Raw genomic sequence first — 18,425 nt, forward strand, 5'->3', positions numbered from 1 at the left:
AGGGTGAAATGGCCAGCTTACCCGCACAATTAAAATTCGATGTTTATCCTGCCACGCAGTTCTGAATGGATCGCGGCGCCAATGAAGGCGATGCGCTTGGCACCTTTGACGAGGTGGAAGCAGGCGATATCTACCGCATGCGCAAAGATGCCAGCGCCCTCACCCTTGCCATGCGGGATGATGCCGATGGCACGCAGTTGGTGACCGAAGGCAGTCAATTGGGCCGTGCAGGCGACAAGCTGACGATTGCAGCCTGTCACCAATTGATGACCCCAGACGGGACTTTGGCCGAAATCCTGACCCTGACATTCTGGCCTGCGGGCCAACCCGCCCATTACATCCTGACGCTGTGCAACCTTGAGCCGGGCGAAGATTATGAATTGGTGGGCTCTGAGGCCGAAACAGCATCGCTGCGCTTTGCTGATATTGCCTGTCTGTCCTTTTTGGCAGGAACGCACCTTACCCTTGCCTCTGGCGCACAAATTGCCGTTGAGGCGCTGCAAGAGGGCGACCTGCTGCTGACCCGCGAAAATGGGGCGCAGCCCATTCGATGGATTGGGCGCACTGTGTTGCGCGGCACAGGCAGCACAGCGCCCGTGCTGATCCGCCAAGGCGCGTTAAACACGGCGCGAGATTTGGTTTTGATGCCGAACCATCGCCTCTTTGTGTGGCAGCGCCAAGATATGCTTGGCACAGGCCGGGCTGAGGTCATGGTGAAGGCCGCCCATTTGATCAATGGCAGCACGATCACACGGCTTGAGGGCGGCTTCTTTGATGGGTTCCAAATCCTACTTGATCGTCACGAAATCCTCTATGCCGAGGGGATCGCGGTCGAAAGCCTGATGGTTACAGGGCAAACCCGCCCTGCCTTGCCCGAAGCGATACTTGCAACCGCCGCGCCCGATCTAAGCCCCGAATTACGCACCGCGCTTGAGCTTGACGCACTGGCGCTTGCCCGCGCAGGAGGGGATCCCGCCAAGGCGCTTTACAAGGCCTCACTGGGTGGCAAAAAACGCCCCAACCCATAGCATATCCTGATCGCCTTCCCGCATCATCCCCCTTTCCAAAGGGCGCATCGCGCCATATACCGCGCCCCATGTCCCATATATCGCCTTCACCCCTCGCCAATCGCCCTGCCCTGCCGCCTGAAATCGGGCGCAGACGCACCTTTGCGATCATTTCCCACCCAGACGCGGGCAAGACCACGCTGACCGAGAAATTCTTGCTCTATGGCGGCGCTATTCAAATGGCGGGTCAAGTGCGCGCCAAAGGCGAAGCACGGCGCACGCGCTCGGACTTTATGAAAATGGAACAGGATCGCGGCATCTCGGTCTCTGCTTCGGCCATGTCCTTTGATTACCGCGAGTTCCGCTTTAACCTTGTGGACACCCCCGGCCACAGCGATTTCTCAGAGGATACCTACCGCACGCTTACGGCGGTGGATGCCGCCATCATGGTGATTGATGGGGCCAAGGGCGTAGAAAGCCAGACCCAAAAACTCTTTGAGGTTTGCCGCTTGCGCGATTTGCCCATCCTCACCTTCTGCAACAAGATGGATCGCGAAAGCCGCGACACATTCGAAATCATTGACGAAATCCAAGAGAACCTCGCGATTGATGTGGCGCCCGCCAGTTGGCCCATTGGGATGGGGCGCGATTTCTTGGGGTGTTACGACCTGATCCATGATCGGCTTGAATTGATGGATCGCGCAGATCGCAACCGCGTTGCCGAAACGGTTAAGATGAGTGGGCTAGATGACCCCAAACTGGCCGATCACATCCCCGAAGCACAGCTGGCCAAGCTGCGCGAAGAAATCGAGATGGCGCGCGAATTGCTGCCCGCCTTTGACCGCGCCACATTCCTTGCGGGTGCGATGACCCCGATTTGGTTCGGCTCGGCCATCAACTCATTTGGGGTGCGGGAATTGATGGAAGGCATTGCCGAATTCGGCCCCGCGCCACAGGTGCAAACGGCCGATCCGCGCGAAATTGCGCCAGAAGAAGGCAAGGTAACGGGCTTCGTGTTCAAAGTTCAGGCCAATATGGACCCAAAACACCGCGATCGCGTGGCCTTTATTCGTTTGGCGTCAGGACATTTTGAGCGGGGCATGAAACTGCATCATGTGCGCTCTAAGAAACCGATGGCTGTATCCAACCCTGTGCTCTTCCTCGCCGCTGACCGCGAATTGGCAGAAGAGGCATGGGCAGGCGACATCATCGGCATTCCCAATCACGGGCAGTTGCGCATCGGGGATGCCCTGACCGAAGGGGAGGCGCTGCGCTTTACAGGGATACCCAGTTTCGCGCCTGAATTGTTGCAAGTGGCGCGCGCAGGCGACCCGATGAAGGCCAAACACCTTGAAAAGGCGCTTATGCAATTCGCCGAAGAAGGGGCTGCAAAAATCTTTAAGCCACAGCTTGGCGCAGGTTTTATCGTGGGCGTTGTGGGCGCGCTGCAATTCGAGGTTCTCGCCAGTCGGATAGAACTTGAATATGGCCTGCCCGTGCGCTTTGAAGCCAGCCAATTCACATCGGCCCGATGGGTGCATGGCGCGCGCGACAAGGTCGATGCATTTGCGACTGCCAATAAACAACATATGGCGGTCGATAATGATGGCGACCCTGTGTATCTGACGCGCCTGCAATGGGACATTGATCGTGTCGAACGCGACTACCCCGATGTGCGACTCTCGGCGACCAAGGAATTGATGGTTTAACACCCCGTTTGACCCTTGCCGTGGTTTCGGCTAAATGCTTGTCCATTCTTGGCAATCTGGCCAAGGATCACGCCGCGGAGCGCGCGAGTATATGCGCTCCTTCACATATGCCAGTTGAGACTGGCCAGAACGGACGCATATGACCAAATTCACCGATCTAAACCTCAATCCGAAGGTTCTGAAAGCTATATCTGAAGCAGGGTATGAAACCCCAACCCCCATACAGGCAGGCGCAATCCCCCCCGCATTGGAAGGGCGCGATGTTTTGGGGATTGCTCAGACGGGCACAGGCAAAACCGCAAGTTTCACATTGCCCATGATCACGCTTTTGGCACGGGGGCGGGCACGGGCGCGGATGCCACGCAGCCTTGTTCTTTGTCCCACCCGCGAATTGGCGGCACAGGTGGCTGAAAATTTCGACACCTACACCAAGCATCTGAAACTGACCAAGGCGCTGCTGATTGGCGGCGTATCATTCAAAGAGCAAGACCTTCTGATTGATCGAGGTGTCGATGTTCTGATCGCCACACCGGGCCGTCTCTTGGATCATTTCGAGCGCGGCAAACTGTTGTTGACGGGCGTTCAGATCATGGTGGTGGATGAGGCCGACCGCATGTTGGATATGGGCTTTATCCCCGATATTGAGCGGATTTTCTCGCTGACGCCCTTCACGCGCCAAACCTTCTTTTTCTCTGCCACGATGGCCCCAGAGATTGAGCGGATCACATCAACATTTTTATCGAATCCCGCGCGGATCGAAGTGGCGCGCCAATCCACGACATCCGACACAATCACGCAGGCGTTGTTTTCTTTCAAACCCACCCGCCGCGACACAAGCGCGAAAGAAAAGCGCACCATGCTGCGCGCCGCGATTGCCGCAGAGGGCGAGGGTTGCACAAATGCCATCATCTTCTGCAATCGCAAGGTGGATGTCGATATAGTCGCAAAATCATTGAAGAAACACGGGCTGGATGCCGCCCCTATTCATGGCGATTTGGATCAACCGCAACGCATGCGCACCTTGGATGGGTTCCGCGAAGGAAGCCTTCGCTTTCTTGTGGCCTCAGATGTGGCCGCGCGCGGGCTTGATGTGCCAAGCGTAAGCCATGTGTTTAATTATGACGTCCCCTCTCACGCCGAGGATTACGTCCACCGTATTGGCCGCACGGGCCGCGCGGGGCGTAAGGGCCGCGCAATCACCATCGCGGTGCCTGCAGATGAAAAATATCTCACGGCGATTGAGGCCTTGATTGGCAAGCCCATTCCGACTGATGAGCCCCTGCCATGGAGCCCCACAAGCGCGCCAAAGCCTCATGAAGCGGACGCGGCGAATGATGACCGCGACAAGCCGCGCCGCAGCCGCGGGGGGCGTGGTCGCCGCAAGTCGCACGAGGGCGATGAGGGCAGCACAGCAAAGACTGAAACAAAGACCGAAGCGCCCAAAGAGGTGTCCGAAGACAACACCTCGCCCCAGCCAACGCCGAGCAGCGCGGCGCCGCGCCCCGAGCGCAGCCATGACCGCCATGAGCGCGGCGGACGCAATCGCGGCGGACAAGGTGGCGGACATCGTGTTGTTGGCATGGGTGAGCATTTACCAAGCTTTATCGCGCTCAGCTTTGACGAACGCCGCGGGCCAAGCAGCAGCTATGTCTCTGCCGATGCAGAGGATGAGCAGAGCCAAGCTGAGGCGCAAGAGATTGAGACGCCAGTGGCCGCCACTGAGGAGGCCCCAAAGCCAAAGCGCAAGCGCAGCCCGCGCAAACCTAAAGAAAGACCTGAGGCGGCAGGGGCAGAAACCCCCGCCGAAGCAGTATCAGAAGAATAAAACAAAACGCCCCAGCTTGGGGCGTTTTTTTATTCCGCAACAAGGCGGCTAATGATCACGCTGACCTCAGGCTTTTTGCCGATTTCAGCCTGAACAGATTGGCGGATGGCGCGGCGCACCGCCTCCTCAATCTTGTCGTCATCACGGGTGATCTTGCGATCCAGACGCGGCAGAAGATCGGCCAATTCATCCTCGAGCATCTCGGTTAAACTGCCATGGCCATTGCGCAAATGATCTGGCAGACCACGCAGCTCGACCCATGCATCTTCAATCAAGCTGTCATCTTCATCGACAATCAGCGCCGCAATCACGAGGCCGTTTAGGGCCAATTTCATGCGATCACGGATCACCCCGTCATAGGCGCCCACCCGTGTGCTGCCATCTAGGTAATCCCGCGCGACCTCGACATATTCCACCGCAGCGGGCGCATTGCCCGACAATTCCAACATTGTGCCATTTGGCGCAACAAGGCCAAGCATTCCCTTTTCCATGGCAAGCCGTGCATGTTCGCGCAAATGGCGGAATTCACCATGATTGGGCACAAGGATACGTGGACGCAAAATATCATGCATCTTTTCCAAATCGGGGCGATTGGCATGGCCCGACACATGGAAAAAGCCCGATTGCTCATCCACAATCTCTACCCCGATTTCTGCAAGCGCGTTTTGAATACGCCCCACGGAAACCTCATTGCCCGGAATGGTTTTGGACGAGAACAGGAACATATCGCCCTCTTTCAGCTCCATCCCCAAATAAGAGCCGCGCGATAGGGCCGCCGAGGCTGCCCGCCGTTCCCCCTGACTGCCTGTCACAATCAGCATGAGGTTTTCGCGTGGGATATCGCAGGCTTCCTCAACTGACACGGTCGAGGGGAAATCAGTCAGCACGCCTGCCTCGACCGAGGCGCGGATCATGCGTTGCATCGCACGGCCCAGCAGACAGACGGAACGGCCATTGGCCACCGCGGCATCGGCCAAGGTTTTCACCCGTGCAACATTGGAGGCAAAGGTGGTCGCCACCATCATACCCTGCGCGCGCCCAATCAGCGCTGTGATGGGTTCTGGCAACTGGCTTTCGCTACGCCCCTCATGGCGCGAAAACACATTGGTGCTGTCGCAGATATAGGCCAAGACCCCCTTCCCTGCGATCTCGCCCCACATAGCTTCGTCAAAGGGTTCGCCGACCATCGGGTTCGTGTCGATTTTGAAATCACCCGAATGCACCACGCGGCCATGTTCAGTGTCGATAACAAGGCCCGAGCTTTCAGGGATGGAATGCGAGACAGGGGCAAATTGCACCTTGAACGGGCCTGCTTCCACCACTTCGGGATAGGCCCCAACGACCCGCACCTGATCAGGGTTGTGACCCGCCTCCTCCAATTTGCGGCGCGCATGGATGGCCGTGAAATTACGGGCGTAAACAGGCGCGCGCAGGCGCCCCCACAAATGGCCAAGGGCGCCAACGTGATCTTCATGGGCGTGGGTGATGAAAATCCCCTCAAGGCGATCTGCGCGTTCTTCCAACCACGCGACATCAGGCAGGATCAGGTCAACGCCCGGTTGACCATCCATGTCGGGAAAGCTGACGCCGCAATCGACAAGGATTAAACGCTCCGCACCTTGTTCTCCAACACCATAGACATATGCGTTCATTCCGATCTCACCTGCCCCGCCAAGGGGAAGATAGATCAGCCTGTTTCGATCGCTCATCAGCTTGCCTGTTCCTCGTTATATTTATGGATCACGGTCAGACCATGCATGGTCAGATCATCTTCGATCCGGTCAAACAACACATCGCCCGTAGAGAAGAGCGGCGCAAGCCCCCCTGTCCCAACTATCCGCATCGGGCGGTCACGCTCGGCGCGAATGCGGTCACATATGCCACGCACAAGGCCCACATAGCCCCAAAACACGCCCGACTGCATGCAGGTCACGGTATTGGTGCCAATCACCGATTGCGGTTTTGTCACATCAACATGGGGCAAGGCGGCGGCTGCATGATGCAATGCTTCAAGGCTAAGGTTTACGCCAGGCGCGATAACACCACCCACATAAGCGCCATCCTCGGCCACAACGTCAAAGGTGGTTGCTGTGCCGAAATCCACCACAATCAAATCGCCGCCATGGCGATCATAGGCGCCCGCGGTATTGACCAAGCGGTCAGGCCCCACTTGCGTGCCTGCATCCACCCGTGGCGGCACAGGCAAAAGACACTCAGATTTACCAACCACAAGCGGGCGGCAGTCGAAATAGCGATCACACAATACGCGCAAGTTAAAGACCACGCGCGGCACAGTTGAGGAGATAATCACCGCTTCAATCTTGGGTTTTAGCCCATAATGATCCATCAAGGTCGAATACCAAACGTAATATTGATCTGCGGTGCGTTGATGCTCGGTTGCGGTGCGTAATGTGCACAGAAATTGCGCGCCATCCCATAGAGAAAATACCGTATTCGTATTGCCGCAATCCACGCAAAGAAGCATCTCGCACGCCCCCTAAAAATAAATATCCGCCGCCGCAATGGCACAAGGCCCGCTCGGCGTGGTTAATATCAGATTACCAGTTTCATCGACATCGTCAAAAACACCACGAATGTCCCGATTGGGCAAACGCGCCAAAATGACTTCGCCGCGCTTGGCGGCGTGGGTCATCCATGCGGCGCGCACAGGGGCAAAACCCTGCTGAGAGATCTGCGCCTCCCAATGAGCCATGCGAGGGGTCAGCTGATCTAAAAAGGTTTCAGGGTCTGGGCATTGGCCTGCAACGCTGAACAGATCAATGGGCGCAAACGCGCCCTCCTCAAGGCCCGCCACATCTGGGCTGTGCCGAAGGTTCACACCGATGCCGATCACCAAATGCCCCTGCTGGCCCGCAGTGATCGCGTGGCTTTGCAACAGGATGCCCGCGATTTTCTGACCATGAAGCAGCACATCATTGGGCCATTTTAAGGTCAATGCGTCAGGCGCCACATAATTGGCCAAAGCATCGCGCAAGGCCAGCGCCGCGGTGAACGAGCGCAAAGCTGCCTCTTGCGGGGGGCAGTTGAGTGGCAGGATGAATGAGGCTGTGAAGTTACCAAGGGGGGCGCGCCATGCCCGCCCCCGGCGACCATATCCCGCCTCTTGGGTATGGGCCAAAATCCATGTGGGTCGCTCTAGCGGCGCGGCGCGCAAGCGCCGCTCCGCTTCGGCCATGGTGCTGTCGACACGGGCCAAAATGACCCGTTCAACCGTCGTGCTGTCAGCGCACAAGTGCCTGCGCCGCGTTGGCCGCCAAATGGTCAATCCCGAACAAATTCACAATGCCCGCAATCATGACTACAGCGGAAATCGTCAGGCCCAAGAATTGGATGATCGACATCCGCCCATCTAGGCCTTCGCGCGGTTCGCCAAAATACATGAAATAGACGATACGCAAATAATAGTAGGCGCCTATAACAGAGGCGATGACCCCTGCCACGGCCAACCATACCAAGCCTGCATCAACAGCCGCGACCAAGACCGTGTATTTCGCGAAAAAGCCCAACATGGGTGGGACACCAGCGAGACTGAACATCAGCACCAAAACCGCCAAGGCCTGGCCCGATTGCGCGGTGGCATAGCCGTTCAAGGCAGAGATATCAGTGACGGGGTAACCATCTTTCTCCATCGACATGATGAAGGAGAAAACACCAATATTCATGGTTACATAGATCGCCATATAGATCAGCATCGCCTCGACACCCTGCCCCGTGCCAGAAGCCAGACCCATCAGGGCAAAACCCATATGCCCGATGGAGGAATAAGCCATCAGGCGTTTGATATCTGTTTGGCCAATCGCCGCAATGGCCCCGACAAACATCGACAAAACCGCCAAGGCCGCAACGATCTGCTGCCAATCGGAAATGGCCATGCCAAAGGCATCGTAAACGACACGGGCAAATAGGCCCATTGCGGCCATTTTCGGGGCAGTTGCGAAAAGGGCTGTCACAGGGGTTGGTGCGCCCTCATAAACATCAGGTGTCCACATATGGAACGGGGCCGCTGATACTTTGAAGGCCAGACCTGCCGCCATAAAGACAAGGCCAAACACCATGCCCAAAGACATACCCCCCATCGAGGCCTCGATGATGCCCGCAAAAAGCGTAGTTCCCGCAAAGCCGTAAACGAGGGACGCGCCATAGAGCAAAAGACCCGAGGAGAGAGCGCCAAGCACGAAATATTTAAGGCCCGCCTCGGTTGAGCGCACGCTGTCACGGCGCAAGGCGGCAACCACATAAAGAGCTAAGGATTGCAGCTCCAACCCCATGTAAAGCACGATCAAATCACCAGCGGACACCATGATCATCATGCCAACAACCGCCAAGGTGACAATCATCGGATATTCAAACCGACCAAGGCCCGATTTCTGCATCGCCTCTTGGCCTACGATCAAAATTGCCGCCGCGGACAAAAGGATCACAATTTTGGCAAAGCGCGCAAAATCATCAACCACGATCATGCCACCAAAGCTGCTTGCATCGCCCTTACTTGTTGCCGCGACATAGAGCGCCATAATGGCGAAGACTGCGGCGGTCGCGTAGGTTAACGCAGGCGCCATGCCATCTTTGGTGGTGTAAACAGCCAACATCAGCCCCGCCATCGCATAGATGGACAGGACAATCTCTGGGATCAAAACTGCGAGGTCTGCGCCGATCATTAGAAATTCCTCAATGGCTGGCTGCAAGCGCAGTTGCGGGGGCAAACTCCGCAACGCTTGTGTGATAATTCGACAAAAGCGCCTCTACCGAGGGGCCAATAATATCGGTGACGAGGCTCGGATAGACACCCAATAGAATGGTCATCACCGCCAATGGCGCGAAAATCACCTTTTCGCGCGCGGTCATGTCAGTGATGGATTTCAGGCTTTCCTTGATCAGGTCACCAAACACCACGCGGCGATAGAGCCACAGCGCATAGGCCGCCGACAATATCACGCCTGTTGCCGCCAACAGCCCAATCAGCGTGTTCACATGGAAAACACCCATCAAGGTCAGGAATTCACCGACAAAGCCCGATGTGCCAGGAAGGCCCACATTGGCCATGGTGAACAGCATGAACACCGCCGCATAAGCGGGCATCCGATTTACCAGACCGCCATAAGCGTCAATCTCGCGCGTATGCATGCGATCATAGATCACGCCAACACAGAGAAACAACGCCCCCGAAACAAAGCCGTGGCTGATCATTTGGAAAATCGCGCCATCAACACCTTGTTGATTGGCGGCGAAAATCCCCATCGTCACATATCCCATATGCGCGACCGATGAGTAAGCGATCAGCTTTTTCATGTCTTCTTGCACCATCGCGACCAGTGAGGTGTAGATGATCGCAATCACAGACATCCACAGCACCAATGGCGCCATGATGTCAGAGGCGATTGGGAACATGGGCAAGCTAAAGCGCAAGAAACCGTATCCGCCCATCTTCAGCAAAATTGCCGCCAGAACCACAGAGCCTGCGGTTGGCGCCTGAACGTGCGCATCGGGCAACCATGTATGGACAGGCCACATTGGCATTTTGACCGCAAATGACGCGAAGAAAGCAAGCCAAAGCAACATCTGCATCCCACCTGCAATCTGCCATCCAAAGAGGCTGATGCCTGCCGCCGAGAATTCATGTGTCAACAATGTAGGGATATCGGTGGTGCCTGCATCAATATACATCGCCACCATCGCCACCAGCATCAGCACCGAACCAAGGAAGGTGTAGAGGAAGAATTTGAACGCCGCATAGATGCGGTTTTTGCCGCCCCAAATCCCGATAATTAAGAACATCGGGATCAGGCCCGCTTCGAAGAACAGGTAGAACAGCACCAAATCCAATGCCACAAAGACACCGATCATCAGGCTTTCGAGAACCAAAAGCGCGATCATGTATTCTTTGACGCGATGCTCTACGCCCCAACAGGCAGCGATTGTAATGGGCATCAAGAATGTGGTCAGCAGAACGAATAGCACGCTGATCCCGTCTACACCCAATTTATAGCTGAGGCCAAAGAGCCATTCCCGTTCTTCCACCATTTGGAAGCCCGTGTCATTCGCATCGAATTGCACAAGGATCGCCAAGGAGATCAGGAAGGTTGCGGTGGTGGCTGCCAGCGCCAAACGCTTGGCTCCAAGCTGTGCCGCCTCATCCTCGCCGCGCAAAAACAGCGCAAGGATGAGGGCCGCAACCATAGGCAGGAAGGTGACGATGGAAAGTAAGTTGTCCATGGAAATCCCTTAGCCTCCAATCGAAAGGCTGATCCATGTGATCAGTGCTACTACCCCGATCACCATGGCAAATGCATAATGGAAAACGTAACCCGACTGCGCACGCCCTGCGAGGCGGGTTAAGAAGGGGATGATCCCAAGGGCAAGGCCGTTGATCCCCCCGTCAATGATTTTGGTATCGCCAAGCTTCCAAAAGACACGGCCAATCGCCTGAGCAGGGCCCACAAAGACCGCGTCATAAATCTCGTCAAAATACCACTTGTTCAGCAAGAACAGATAAAGCGGGCGATTGACCGCTGCCCAACGGGCAGGAAGGCTTGGGACAGCGATGTAGAAGATATAAGCCACAAGCAGCCCGCCCAACATCGCGATAAACGGCGCAACTTTGACCCATTTGGGCACTTCATGCGCGTCACTGAGAACCGTGTTATCCGGGGCTTGGTGAATGGCCCCTTCACCAGGTGCGCCCGTAAAGACGTAGTGATGTTCAGCTTCGGCTGTGCCCTCATGCGTGGCGGCATGGGTCGCATCATGACCTGCTTCGGCCATGGTCGCATCGGTGTGACCTTCGGTGCCATGGGTTGCATCCCCTTCACCATGTGCCATTGCCTCAGCATAGGGGACGCCAAAGAATTTACCGACCTCATCTGGATGCCCAAAGAACGGCTTCAGCCAGATCATACCGGCAAACACCGCACCAAAGGCCAGAACGCCAAGCGGGATCAACATCACCGCAGGGCTTTCATGTGCGTGATCATGCGTGTGCTTGTCACCCCGCGGGGTGCCAAAGAATGTGAGGAACATCAAACGCCATGAATAGAAGCTGGTGAAGGCAGCAGCGATCACCAACATCCAGAAGGCGTAATGGCCCAAACCACCGCCAAAAGCATAGGCGCTTTCAATCACCGCGTCTTTGGACAGGAACCCTGCAAAGCCATAATAGGTCAGCGGGATACCAACGCCCGTGATGGCCAACGTGCCAATCAGCATGGCCGCGAATGTATAGGGGATCTTCTTCCGCAATCCGCCGTAATTGCGCATATCCTGCTCATGATGCATCGCGTGGATAACCGAGCCCGCGCCAAGGAACAGCATTGCTTTGAAGAATGCGTGGGTGAAGAGGTGGAACATCGCCACCGAATAAACCCCAACCCCTGCCGCAACGAACATATATCCCAATTGCGAACAGGTGGAATAGGCGATGACGCGCTTGATATCGTTCTGCACCAATCCAACCGTAGCCGCGAAGAACGCGGTCAGCGCGCCAAGGATGATGATGAAGTTTGTAGCATAGGGGGCGTGTTCCATAATCGGCGACATACGGCAGACCAAGAAGACCCCCGCCGTCACCATGGTTGCAGCGTGGATCAGCGCGGATACAGGGGTCGGGCCTTCCATCGCGTCAGGCAACCATGTGTGCAGCAAGAGCTGCGCCGATTTCCCCATCGCGCCGATGAACAACAGCATTGCGATTGTATTGGCGGCATTTACCTCAAAGCCGAGGAAGGCAAAGCTTTGCTCTGCCAGTTCCGCACCCATCGGTAAAATCACATCGAATTGGATCGAGTCCGCCATCCAATACAGACCGAAGATACCCAACAAGAAGCCGAAATCGCCAACGCGGTTGACGATAAAGGCCTTCATCGCCGCCGCACCTGCGCTTGGCTTGCGGAAGTAGAAGCCAATCAAAAGATAGGAGGCGACCCCGACCCCTTCCCACCCGAAGAAGAGTTGCAGCAGGTTATCCGCGGTCACCAGCATCAGCATGGCAAAGGTGAAGAACGACAGATAGGCAAAGAACCGCGGGCGATAACTTTCGCCTTCGCGGAAATTGTCGTCATGCGCCATGTAGCCAAAGGAATAAAGATGCACCAGCGCAGAGACAGAGGTGATCACAATCAACATAATCGCCGTCAAGCGATCAATGCGAATGGCCCAATCCGTGAACAGGCTGCCTGATTCCACCCAACGCAGGATTGAGATGGAATAGGTTTCGCCATCAAACCCGATGAACACGGCCCAAGACAGGATCATCGACAAGAACAAAAGCGCGGTTGCAATGATGCAGGCGAGTTGTTCACCAAACCACCGCCAGCCAAAGCCAGCCAAAAGCGCGCCGATGAGCGGTGCAAAAAGCAGGATCGTTTCCATCGGCTCAGCCCTTCATATTCGAAACATCTTCAACCGCGATGGTGCCACGGTTGCGGAAGAAACAGACAAGGATCGCAAGACCAATCGCGGCCTCTGCCGCGGCGACTGTCAGGACGAACATGGTAAAGACCTGACCCGTCAAATCCCCCAAATAGGAGGAAAACGCGACAAGGTTGATATTTACCGATAGCAAAATCAATTCGACTGACATCAGGATCACGATGACATTCTTCCGATTGAGGAAGATGCCAAAAATCCCGATCACAAAGAGCGCAGCCGCCACCGTCAGGTAGTGTTCCAGTCCGATCGTCATCTCGTCCCTCCGAGGGGGTTTCCCTCATGGTCATTCAATATTCTGCGGGGCCAAAAGTCCCGCTTATGTCACAGCCCTTGACCAGGCTTTACGTCTTTTAGTTCCATCGCTTTCGCAGGATCACGATACATTTGTGCCAAGACATTCTGGCGTTTGACGTCTACGCGGTGGCGCAGCGTCAGAACAATCGCGCCCACCATCGCAACCAACAAAACCAAACCTGCCAATTGGAACACCAACAGGTAATGATCATAAAGGATCATCCCCAAGGCTTTGGTGTTGTGCATCTGATCGATTGCGGGGGTTGGGTTGCCAAGGCGAGTATCAATCCCGTCTGAAAAGGCCCATGTGCCATAGGCAAGGCCAAGCTGGATCAACAAAACCACACCAATCAAAAGCGCGAGTGGCATATATTGCGCCATTCCCGCCTTAAGTTCGGCGAAATCGACATCCAACATCATCACCACAAAAAGGAACAACACCGCCACCGCACCCACATAGACAATGATCAGCAGCATCGCGACAAATTCAGCGCCCAAAAGGACGAACAAACCCGCCGCAGACAGGAAACTGAGGATCAGCCACAGAACCGAATGCACGGGGTTGCGGGCCAGCACCACCAAAAGTGCTGCGGCAACCAGAACGGTTGAAAACGCATAGAAGGTGATATCGGCCACGCCCATATTTCAGTCCTCGCCTTCGTCAATGGCCGCTTTGGCCAGTTCCATCGCTTTGTTCATCGCAGGCACACCGCCAAACATCGCGGCCATGCCAATGGTCTCAGCAATCTCTTGCGGGCTTGCCCCTGCCTCGACCGCGTGGCGCACCGTCATACGGATTTGCGCCTCGGCCAATGCGCCCTGAACGGTCAGACCATGCAGGGTCAAAAGCAGCCGCGTTTTCGCGTCCAAACCCTCAGGATTGAATTGCTTTCCAAAGAAAGCCTCCATCATTTCGGCGGGCATGGTGGGCCAAAGTTTATCAAGATTTGACGCAGTAATATTCGCCATGGCGGGGTTAACCGCCTTGAGGAAGTCCTGTGTCATCTCTTGCGTTTGGCGCATCAATGCCTCGAAAGGGTTCTGGGGGGACTCGTTACTCATTTTACACACTCACAGGTTCGGACTTACCGATACGGCGCGTCCAACTCTAGGTTGCGGGCAATTTCCGCTTCCCATCTCTCACCATTGGCCAGAAGTTTGGCCTTGTCGTAATACAGTTCTTCACGGGTTTCCGTGGCGAATTCGAAATTCGGCCCTTCAACAATCGCATCCACAGGGCAAGCCTCTTGGCAGAAACCGCAATAGATGCATTTGGTCATATCGATATCGTAGCGCGTGGTGCGGCGGCTGCCGTCCTCGCGGGGTTCAGCGTCAATCGTGATCGCCTGTGCGGGGCAAATCGCCTCGCATAATTTACACGCGATGCAGCGTTCTTCGCCATTAGGATAGCGGCGCAGCGCATGTTCCCCGCGAAAACGCGGCGACAACGGCCCCTTTTCATGCGGGTAATTGACGGTCGCTTTGGGGGCAAAGAAATACTTAAAGCCCAGCTTGAAGCCCTTAAAAAAGTCGACCAGCAAGAAATATTTTGCAGCGCGGGTATAATCGATCTGTGTCATCGTTCAGCCCCCAATCGCCCAACGGGCATATGCCCCACCAAAGAGTTCAAACTTTGCGAGGAAGGCGACCAAGACGACCCAAGCCAAAGACATAGGCAGGAACACTTTCCAACCGATGCGCATCAATTGGTCATAGCGGTAGCGCGGCACAACCGCCTTTACCATCGCGAAGAAGAAGAAGAATACGGCCATCTTGGCGACCATCCACAGCGCGCCATCTGCAACCCCTGGAATGGGCGACAGCCAACCGCCGAAGAACAACAGCGTCATCAGCGCGCACATCAAGAAAATTGCGATATATTCGCCGGCCATGAACAGCAAGAACGGTGTCGAAGAATATTCAACCTGATAGCCCGCGACCAATTCCGATTCCGCTTCGGGCAAATCGAAGGGCGGGCGGTTGGTTTCGGCAAGCGCCGAGATGAAGAACAAAAACACCATCGGCAAATGCGGCAACCAATACCACGAGAACAGGCCGAAATCCCCGTCCTGCGCGCGCACAATATCGCCAAAGTTCAGCGAACCAGTCGAAATGATCACCCCAACGATGATCAGACCAATGGACACCTCATAAGAGATCATTTGCGCTGCGGAACGCAAAGAGCCAAGGAACGGATATTTCGAGTTGGACGCCCAGCCCCCCATGATCACGCCATAAACCTCAAGCGAGGAAATCGCGAAAACATAAAGGATTGCCACGTTCAAATCGGCCAGAACCCATGTATCATTAAACGGGATCACCGCCCAAGCAATCATGGCCAAGACAAAACTGGTCATTGGCGCCAGAAGGAATACGGGGCGATCCGCACCTGCGGGGATCACGACCTCCTTCACGACATATTTCAGCGCATCGGCCACGGTCTGCAACAGGCCGAACACACCCACCACATTGGGGCCGCGGCGCATCTGAACAGCCGCCCAGATTTTGCGGTCGCCATAAACAAGGAAAAGTAGCGAAACCATCACAAAGCCGATCACAAGCAAACATTGTGCTGCGATGATCAGCATCATTCCGGGCGTGGTTGATAAGAAACCGTCCATGTCGTCCTCAAACCGTCGGTATGCCGTTATCCTGACAGGCCGCAACGATGACTTCTGCATCTATCGTCTGCGACCCGAGCGGGAGCGATGGCGAGATGGTGTAAACCGCATCTCCGCGCCAAATGCCACCCTCTTCGTATACATTTGTGCGCACATGTCGCGCAAAACCATATCCACGGATCAGCGCATATTGCGCTGCCGCACATTTGGCATAGTCCTCGACATTACTTGTCGTGGCCGCGCCTGACATTTGCACGATGAAATTCACCAAGTCGTCGTCCAGTAGTCTTGTCTCTACACCGTCATAAAAAGTGGGTGGCCCTTGATCGTAACGCGGAATGGTCTGGCATCCCGCAAGGCCTAAGCCCGCCCATATCAGCCCCGCGACCATCATAGAACCCCGTTTCGAGATAATATGATGTAAATCGCGGAACATCATTTCGTCATTCAGCCGCCAGTGCGGCCGCATTACGCGCCTTTGCATTCGCCGATAGCTCGGCCATCAATTGGCTGGCGCGGGCAATCGGGTTGGTTAGGTAATGATCTGCAATCGCCGATTTGAAATCTGCCTTACCCAAGGCCTTTTGCGTCAGAGCCGGGCCTGAATTTGCGGGCAACTCGTCCACCATAGCCAAATGCGGCACGGCTTTCACCAAGGCCTGACGCAATTGGGTTTGGGTGTCGTAAGGCAATGTTGCGCCCAATTCGGCAGAAAGGGCGCGCAAAATCGCCCAATTTTCCTTGGCCTCATTGGGCGGGAAATTCGCGCGCAGCGCCAATTGCGGACGCCCTTCGGTGTTTACAAAGAGGCCATTTTCTTCGGTATAAGCCGCAGCAGGCAGAATGACATCCGCACGATGCGCGCCACGATCCCCGTGGCTGCCTTGATAGATAACAAAGGCACCATCGGTGATCTCAACCTCATCTGCGCCGAGGTTATAGATGACATCCGCATCTTTTACCGCGGCGGTCAGCCCCCCCTTGGTAACAGCGCCCACATCCATCGCGCCCACGCGGGCCGCGGCCGTGTGCAAGACCAAGAGGCCCGATTTGGTTTTCTCAGCCAAGGCTTGCGCTGCGGCCAAAACCGCCTCGCCATCGGCCTCGCGCAGGGCCCCTTGGCCGATGATGACCAGTGATGCCTGCTTTGCGACCGCCCCTGCCGCACGAGACAAGGTCTTCTCCAAGGCCGCACGATCTGTGCCCAGATGTGCATAGTCATAGGTCAGATCAGCCGCTTCGCCGATCACCTCGACATTTGCGCCGCGCGCCCATGCTTTGCGAATCCGCGCATTGAGCACGGGGGCCTCAAGGCGGGGGTTGATGCCGATGAGGATGATATGATCTGCGTGATCAATATCTTCAATCGCCGCTGTGCCCACATAGGCCGCGCGATTGGCTTCGGGCAATTTCGCGCCATCGGTGCGGCATTCTACAACGCCACCTTGACCCTCGATCATCTGTTTCATTGCGAAAATCGCTTCAACGGGGGCCAAATCACCCACGAGACCTGCAATTTTCTTGGCGCCTTTCAGCGCCTCGGCGGCTTTGGCCAAAGCCTCGCCCCACGTTGCTTTGCGCAATTTACCTTTTTCGCGAATATAGGGCACATCAAGCCGCTGGCGGCGCAGGCCATCCCACACAAAGCGGGTTTTATCCGAAATCCATTCCTCGTTCACGCCATCATGGTTGCGCGGCAGGATACGCATCACTTCGCGCCCTTTTGTATCCACGCGGATGTTGCTGCCAAGCGCGTCCATGACATCGATAGTCTCGGTCTTGCTCAACTCCCAAGGCCGCGCGGTAAAGGCATAAGGCTTGGAGGTCAGCGCGCCCACGGGGCACAGGTCGATAATGTTGCCCTGCAAGTTCGAATTCAGAGTTTCCCCAAGATAAGAGGTGATCTCTGCATCCTCGCCACGGCCTGTCTGTCCCATTTGGGTGATCCCTGCCACCTCAGTGGTGAAGCGCACGCAGCGCGTGCAGGAAATGCAGCGCGTCATGTGGGTTTCGACCAAGGGGCCCAAATCCAAATCTTCTGAGGCACGTTTGGATTCGCGATACCGACTGAAATCCACGCCATAAGCCATGGCCTGATCTTGCAGATCACATTCACCGCCTTGGTCACAAATCGGGCAATCCAGCGGGTGGTTGATCAGAAGAAACTCCATCACCCCTTCGCGGGCTTTCTTCACCATGGGCGAATTGGTTTTCACCACAGGCGGCTGACCTTCGGGGCCAGGGCGCAAATCGCGCACCTGCATCGCGCAAGAGGCCGCAGGTTTGGGGGGGCCGCCTACAACCTCAACCAAACACATCCGGCAGTTGCCCGCGATGGAGAGGCGCTCGTGATAGCAGAAGCGCGGAATTTCGATTCCTGCCACTTCACAAGCTTGGATCAGGGTCATCGCCCCTTCCACCTCGATCTCATTCCCATCAATTACGATTTTTCTCAGGTCGCTCATGCGCGCGGTCCTTCGTTGGCCTCAGGGCGGGTCTGGAATTTATGCCCTGCAAATTCGCT

The 18,425-nt window shown here is 55.9% G+C and carries 16 protein-coding genes; 3 read left to right on the forward strand and 13 right to left on the reverse strand.

Annotated features, from left to right (window positions below; genetic code table 11):
• Positions 1-65: 65 nt before the first annotated feature.
• The 3 genes from AAC637_RS04470 (at position 66) to AAC637_RS04480 (ending at position 4,541) form a co-directional block, all read left to right on the forward strand.
• Positions 66-1,028 (forward strand): Hint domain-containing protein, encoded by a 963-nt coding sequence (locus AAC637_RS04470; RefSeq protein ID WP_340302494.1) that lies wholly within the window; start codon positions 66-68, stop codon positions 1,026-1,028.
• 68 nt (positions 1,029-1,096) lie between these two features.
• Positions 1,097-2,716: a peptide chain release factor 3 gene (locus AAC637_RS04475; RefSeq protein WP_340302495.1), complete on the forward strand. Its 1,620-nt coding sequence runs from the start codon at positions 1,097-1,099 to the stop codon at positions 2,714-2,716.
• Between the two features lie 139 nt (positions 2,717-2,855).
• On the forward strand, positions 2,856-4,541 hold the full coding sequence (locus AAC637_RS04480; RefSeq protein ID WP_340302496.1) for a DEAD/DEAH box helicase: 1,686 nt from the start codon (positions 2,856-2,858) through the stop codon (positions 4,539-4,541).
• Positions 4,542-4,570: 29 nt separating this feature from the next.
• Here AAC637_RS04480 and AAC637_RS04485 read toward each other — a convergent pair whose 3' ends face one another.
• From AAC637_RS04485 to nuoG, 13 genes are all read right to left on the reverse strand, one after another.
• Positions 4,571-6,250: a ribonuclease J gene (locus tag AAC637_RS04485; RefSeq protein ID WP_340302497.1), complete on the reverse strand. Its 1,680-nt coding sequence runs from the start codon at positions 6,248-6,250 to the stop codon at positions 4,571-4,573.
• Positions 6,250-7,026 (reverse strand): type III pantothenate kinase, encoded by a 777-nt coding sequence (locus AAC637_RS04490; protein ID WP_340302498.1) that lies wholly within the window; start codon positions 7,024-7,026, stop codon positions 6,250-6,252. Before AAC637_RS04490 ends, AAC637_RS04485 begins: the two co-directional genes overlap by 1 nt.
• Before the next feature lie 12 nt (positions 7,027-7,038).
• Positions 7,039-7,794: a biotin--[acetyl-CoA-carboxylase] ligase gene (locus tag AAC637_RS04495; protein ID WP_340302499.1), complete on the reverse strand. Its 756-nt coding sequence runs from the start codon at positions 7,792-7,794 to the stop codon at positions 7,039-7,041.
• A complete protein-coding gene (gene nuoN / locus AAC637_RS04500; RefSeq protein WP_340302500.1) occupies positions 7,784-9,220 on the reverse strand; it encodes an NADH-quinone oxidoreductase subunit NuoN in 1,437 nt (478 codons plus the stop codon). Before nuoN ends, AAC637_RS04495 begins: the two co-directional genes overlap by 11 nt.
• Positions 9,221-9,230: 10 nt before the next feature.
• On the reverse strand, positions 9,231-10,775 hold the full coding sequence (locus AAC637_RS04505) for an NADH-quinone oxidoreductase subunit M (RefSeq protein WP_340302501.1): 1,545 nt from the start codon (positions 10,773-10,775) through the stop codon (positions 9,231-9,233).
• A 9-nt stretch (positions 10,776-10,784) separates the two neighbouring features.
• A complete protein-coding gene (gene nuoL / locus AAC637_RS04510; RefSeq protein WP_340302502.1) occupies positions 10,785-12,926 on the reverse strand; it encodes an NADH-quinone oxidoreductase subunit L in 2,142 nt (713 codons plus the stop codon).
• 4 nt (positions 12,927-12,930) lie between these two features.
• Positions 12,931-13,239 (reverse strand): NADH-quinone oxidoreductase subunit NuoK, encoded by a 309-nt coding sequence (gene nuoK, locus AAC637_RS04515; protein WP_317656049.1) that lies wholly within the window; start codon positions 13,237-13,239, stop codon positions 12,931-12,933.
• 68 nt (positions 13,240-13,307) lie between these two features.
• A complete protein-coding gene (locus tag AAC637_RS04520; RefSeq protein ID WP_317656051.1) occupies positions 13,308-13,922 on the reverse strand; it encodes an NADH-quinone oxidoreductase subunit J in 615 nt (204 codons plus the stop codon).
• Positions 13,923-13,925: 3 nt separating this feature from the next.
• Positions 13,926-14,342, reverse strand: coding sequence for a carboxymuconolactone decarboxylase family protein (locus AAC637_RS04525; RefSeq protein ID WP_340302503.1), 417 nt, complete (start codon positions 14,340-14,342; stop codon positions 13,926-13,928).
• Between the two features lie 23 nt (positions 14,343-14,365).
• Complete coding sequence (gene nuoI / locus AAC637_RS04530; RefSeq protein WP_317656054.1) at positions 14,366-14,860, reverse strand: NADH-quinone oxidoreductase subunit NuoI; 495 nt, start codon at positions 14,858-14,860, stop codon at positions 14,366-14,368.
• Positions 14,861-14,863: 3 nt separating this feature from the next.
• Positions 14,864-15,901, reverse strand: coding sequence for an NADH-quinone oxidoreductase subunit NuoH (gene nuoH, locus AAC637_RS04535; RefSeq protein WP_317656056.1), 1,038 nt, complete (start codon positions 15,899-15,901; stop codon positions 14,864-14,866).
• A 7-nt stretch (positions 15,902-15,908) separates the two neighbouring features.
• A complete protein-coding gene (locus tag AAC637_RS04540) occupies positions 15,909-16,295 on the reverse strand; it encodes a hypothetical protein (RefSeq protein ID WP_340303145.1) in 387 nt (128 codons plus the stop codon).
• Between the two features lie 49 nt (positions 16,296-16,344).
• Positions 16,345-18,366 (reverse strand): NADH-quinone oxidoreductase subunit NuoG, encoded by a 2,022-nt coding sequence (nuoG, locus tag AAC637_RS04545; RefSeq protein ID WP_340302504.1) that lies wholly within the window; start codon positions 18,364-18,366, stop codon positions 16,345-16,347.
• Positions 18,367-18,425 lie beyond the last annotated feature (59 nt).

It is taken from the genome of Roseobacter sp. HKCCD7870, from assembly GCF_037830315.1.
Lineage (GTDB): Bacteria > Pseudomonadota > Alphaproteobacteria > Rhodobacterales > Rhodobacteraceae > M30B80.

What these genes read in the sequence shown, in the direction of transcription:
- AAC637_RS04470 (WP_340302494.1), top strand. Translation starts at nt 66, where the DNA reads ATGGATCGCGGCGCCAATGAAGGCGATGCGCTTGGCACCTTTGACGAG.
- AAC637_RS04475 (WP_340302495.1), top strand. Translation starts at nt 1,097, where the DNA reads ATGTCCCATATATCGCCTTCACCCCTCGCCAATCGCCCTGCCCTGCCG.
- AAC637_RS04480 (WP_340302496.1), top strand. Translation starts at nt 2,856, where the DNA reads ATGACCAAATTCACCGATCTAAACCTCAATCCGAAGGTTCTGAAAGCT.
- AAC637_RS04485 (WP_340302497.1), bottom strand. Translation starts at nt 6,250, where the DNA reads ATGAGCGATCGAAACAGGCTGATCTATCTTCCCCTTGGCGGGGCAGGT.
- AAC637_RS04490 (WP_340302498.1), bottom strand. Translation starts at nt 7,026, where the DNA reads ATGCTTCTTTGCGTGGATTGCGGCAATACGAATACGGTATTTTCTCTA.
- nuoN (WP_340302500.1), bottom strand. Translation starts at nt 9,220, where the DNA reads ATGATCGGCGCAGACCTCGCAGTTTTGATCCCAGAGATTGTCCTGTCC.
- AAC637_RS04505 (WP_340302501.1), bottom strand. Translation starts at nt 10,775, where the DNA reads ATGGACAACTTACTTTCCATCGTCACCTTCCTGCCTATGGTTGCGGCC.
- nuoL (WP_340302502.1), bottom strand. Translation starts at nt 12,926, where the DNA reads ATGGAAACGATCCTGCTTTTTGCACCGCTCATCGGCGCGCTTTTGGCT.
- nuoK (WP_317656049.1), bottom strand. Translation starts at nt 13,239, where the DNA reads ATGACGATCGGACTGGAACACTACCTGACGGTGGCGGCTGCGCTCTTT.
- AAC637_RS04520 (WP_317656051.1), bottom strand. Translation starts at nt 13,922, where the DNA reads ATGGGCGTGGCCGATATCACCTTCTATGCGTTTTCAACCGTTCTGGTT.
- AAC637_RS04525 (WP_340302503.1), bottom strand. Translation starts at nt 14,342, where the DNA reads ATGAGTAACGAGTCCCCCCAGAACCCTTTCGAGGCATTGATGCGCCAA.
- nuoI (WP_317656054.1), bottom strand. Translation starts at nt 14,860, where the DNA reads ATGACACAGATCGATTATACCCGCGCTGCAAAATATTTCTTGCTGGTC.
- nuoH (WP_317656056.1), bottom strand. Translation starts at nt 15,901, where the DNA reads ATGGACGGTTTCTTATCAACCACGCCCGGAATGATGCTGATCATCGCA.
- AAC637_RS04540 (WP_340303145.1), bottom strand. Translation starts at nt 16,295, where the DNA reads ATGATGGTCGCGGGGCTGATATGGGCGGGCTTAGGCCTTGCGGGATGC.
- nuoG (WP_340302504.1), bottom strand. Translation starts at nt 18,366, where the DNA reads ATGAGCGACCTGAGAAAAATCGTAATTGATGGGAATGAGATCGAGGTG.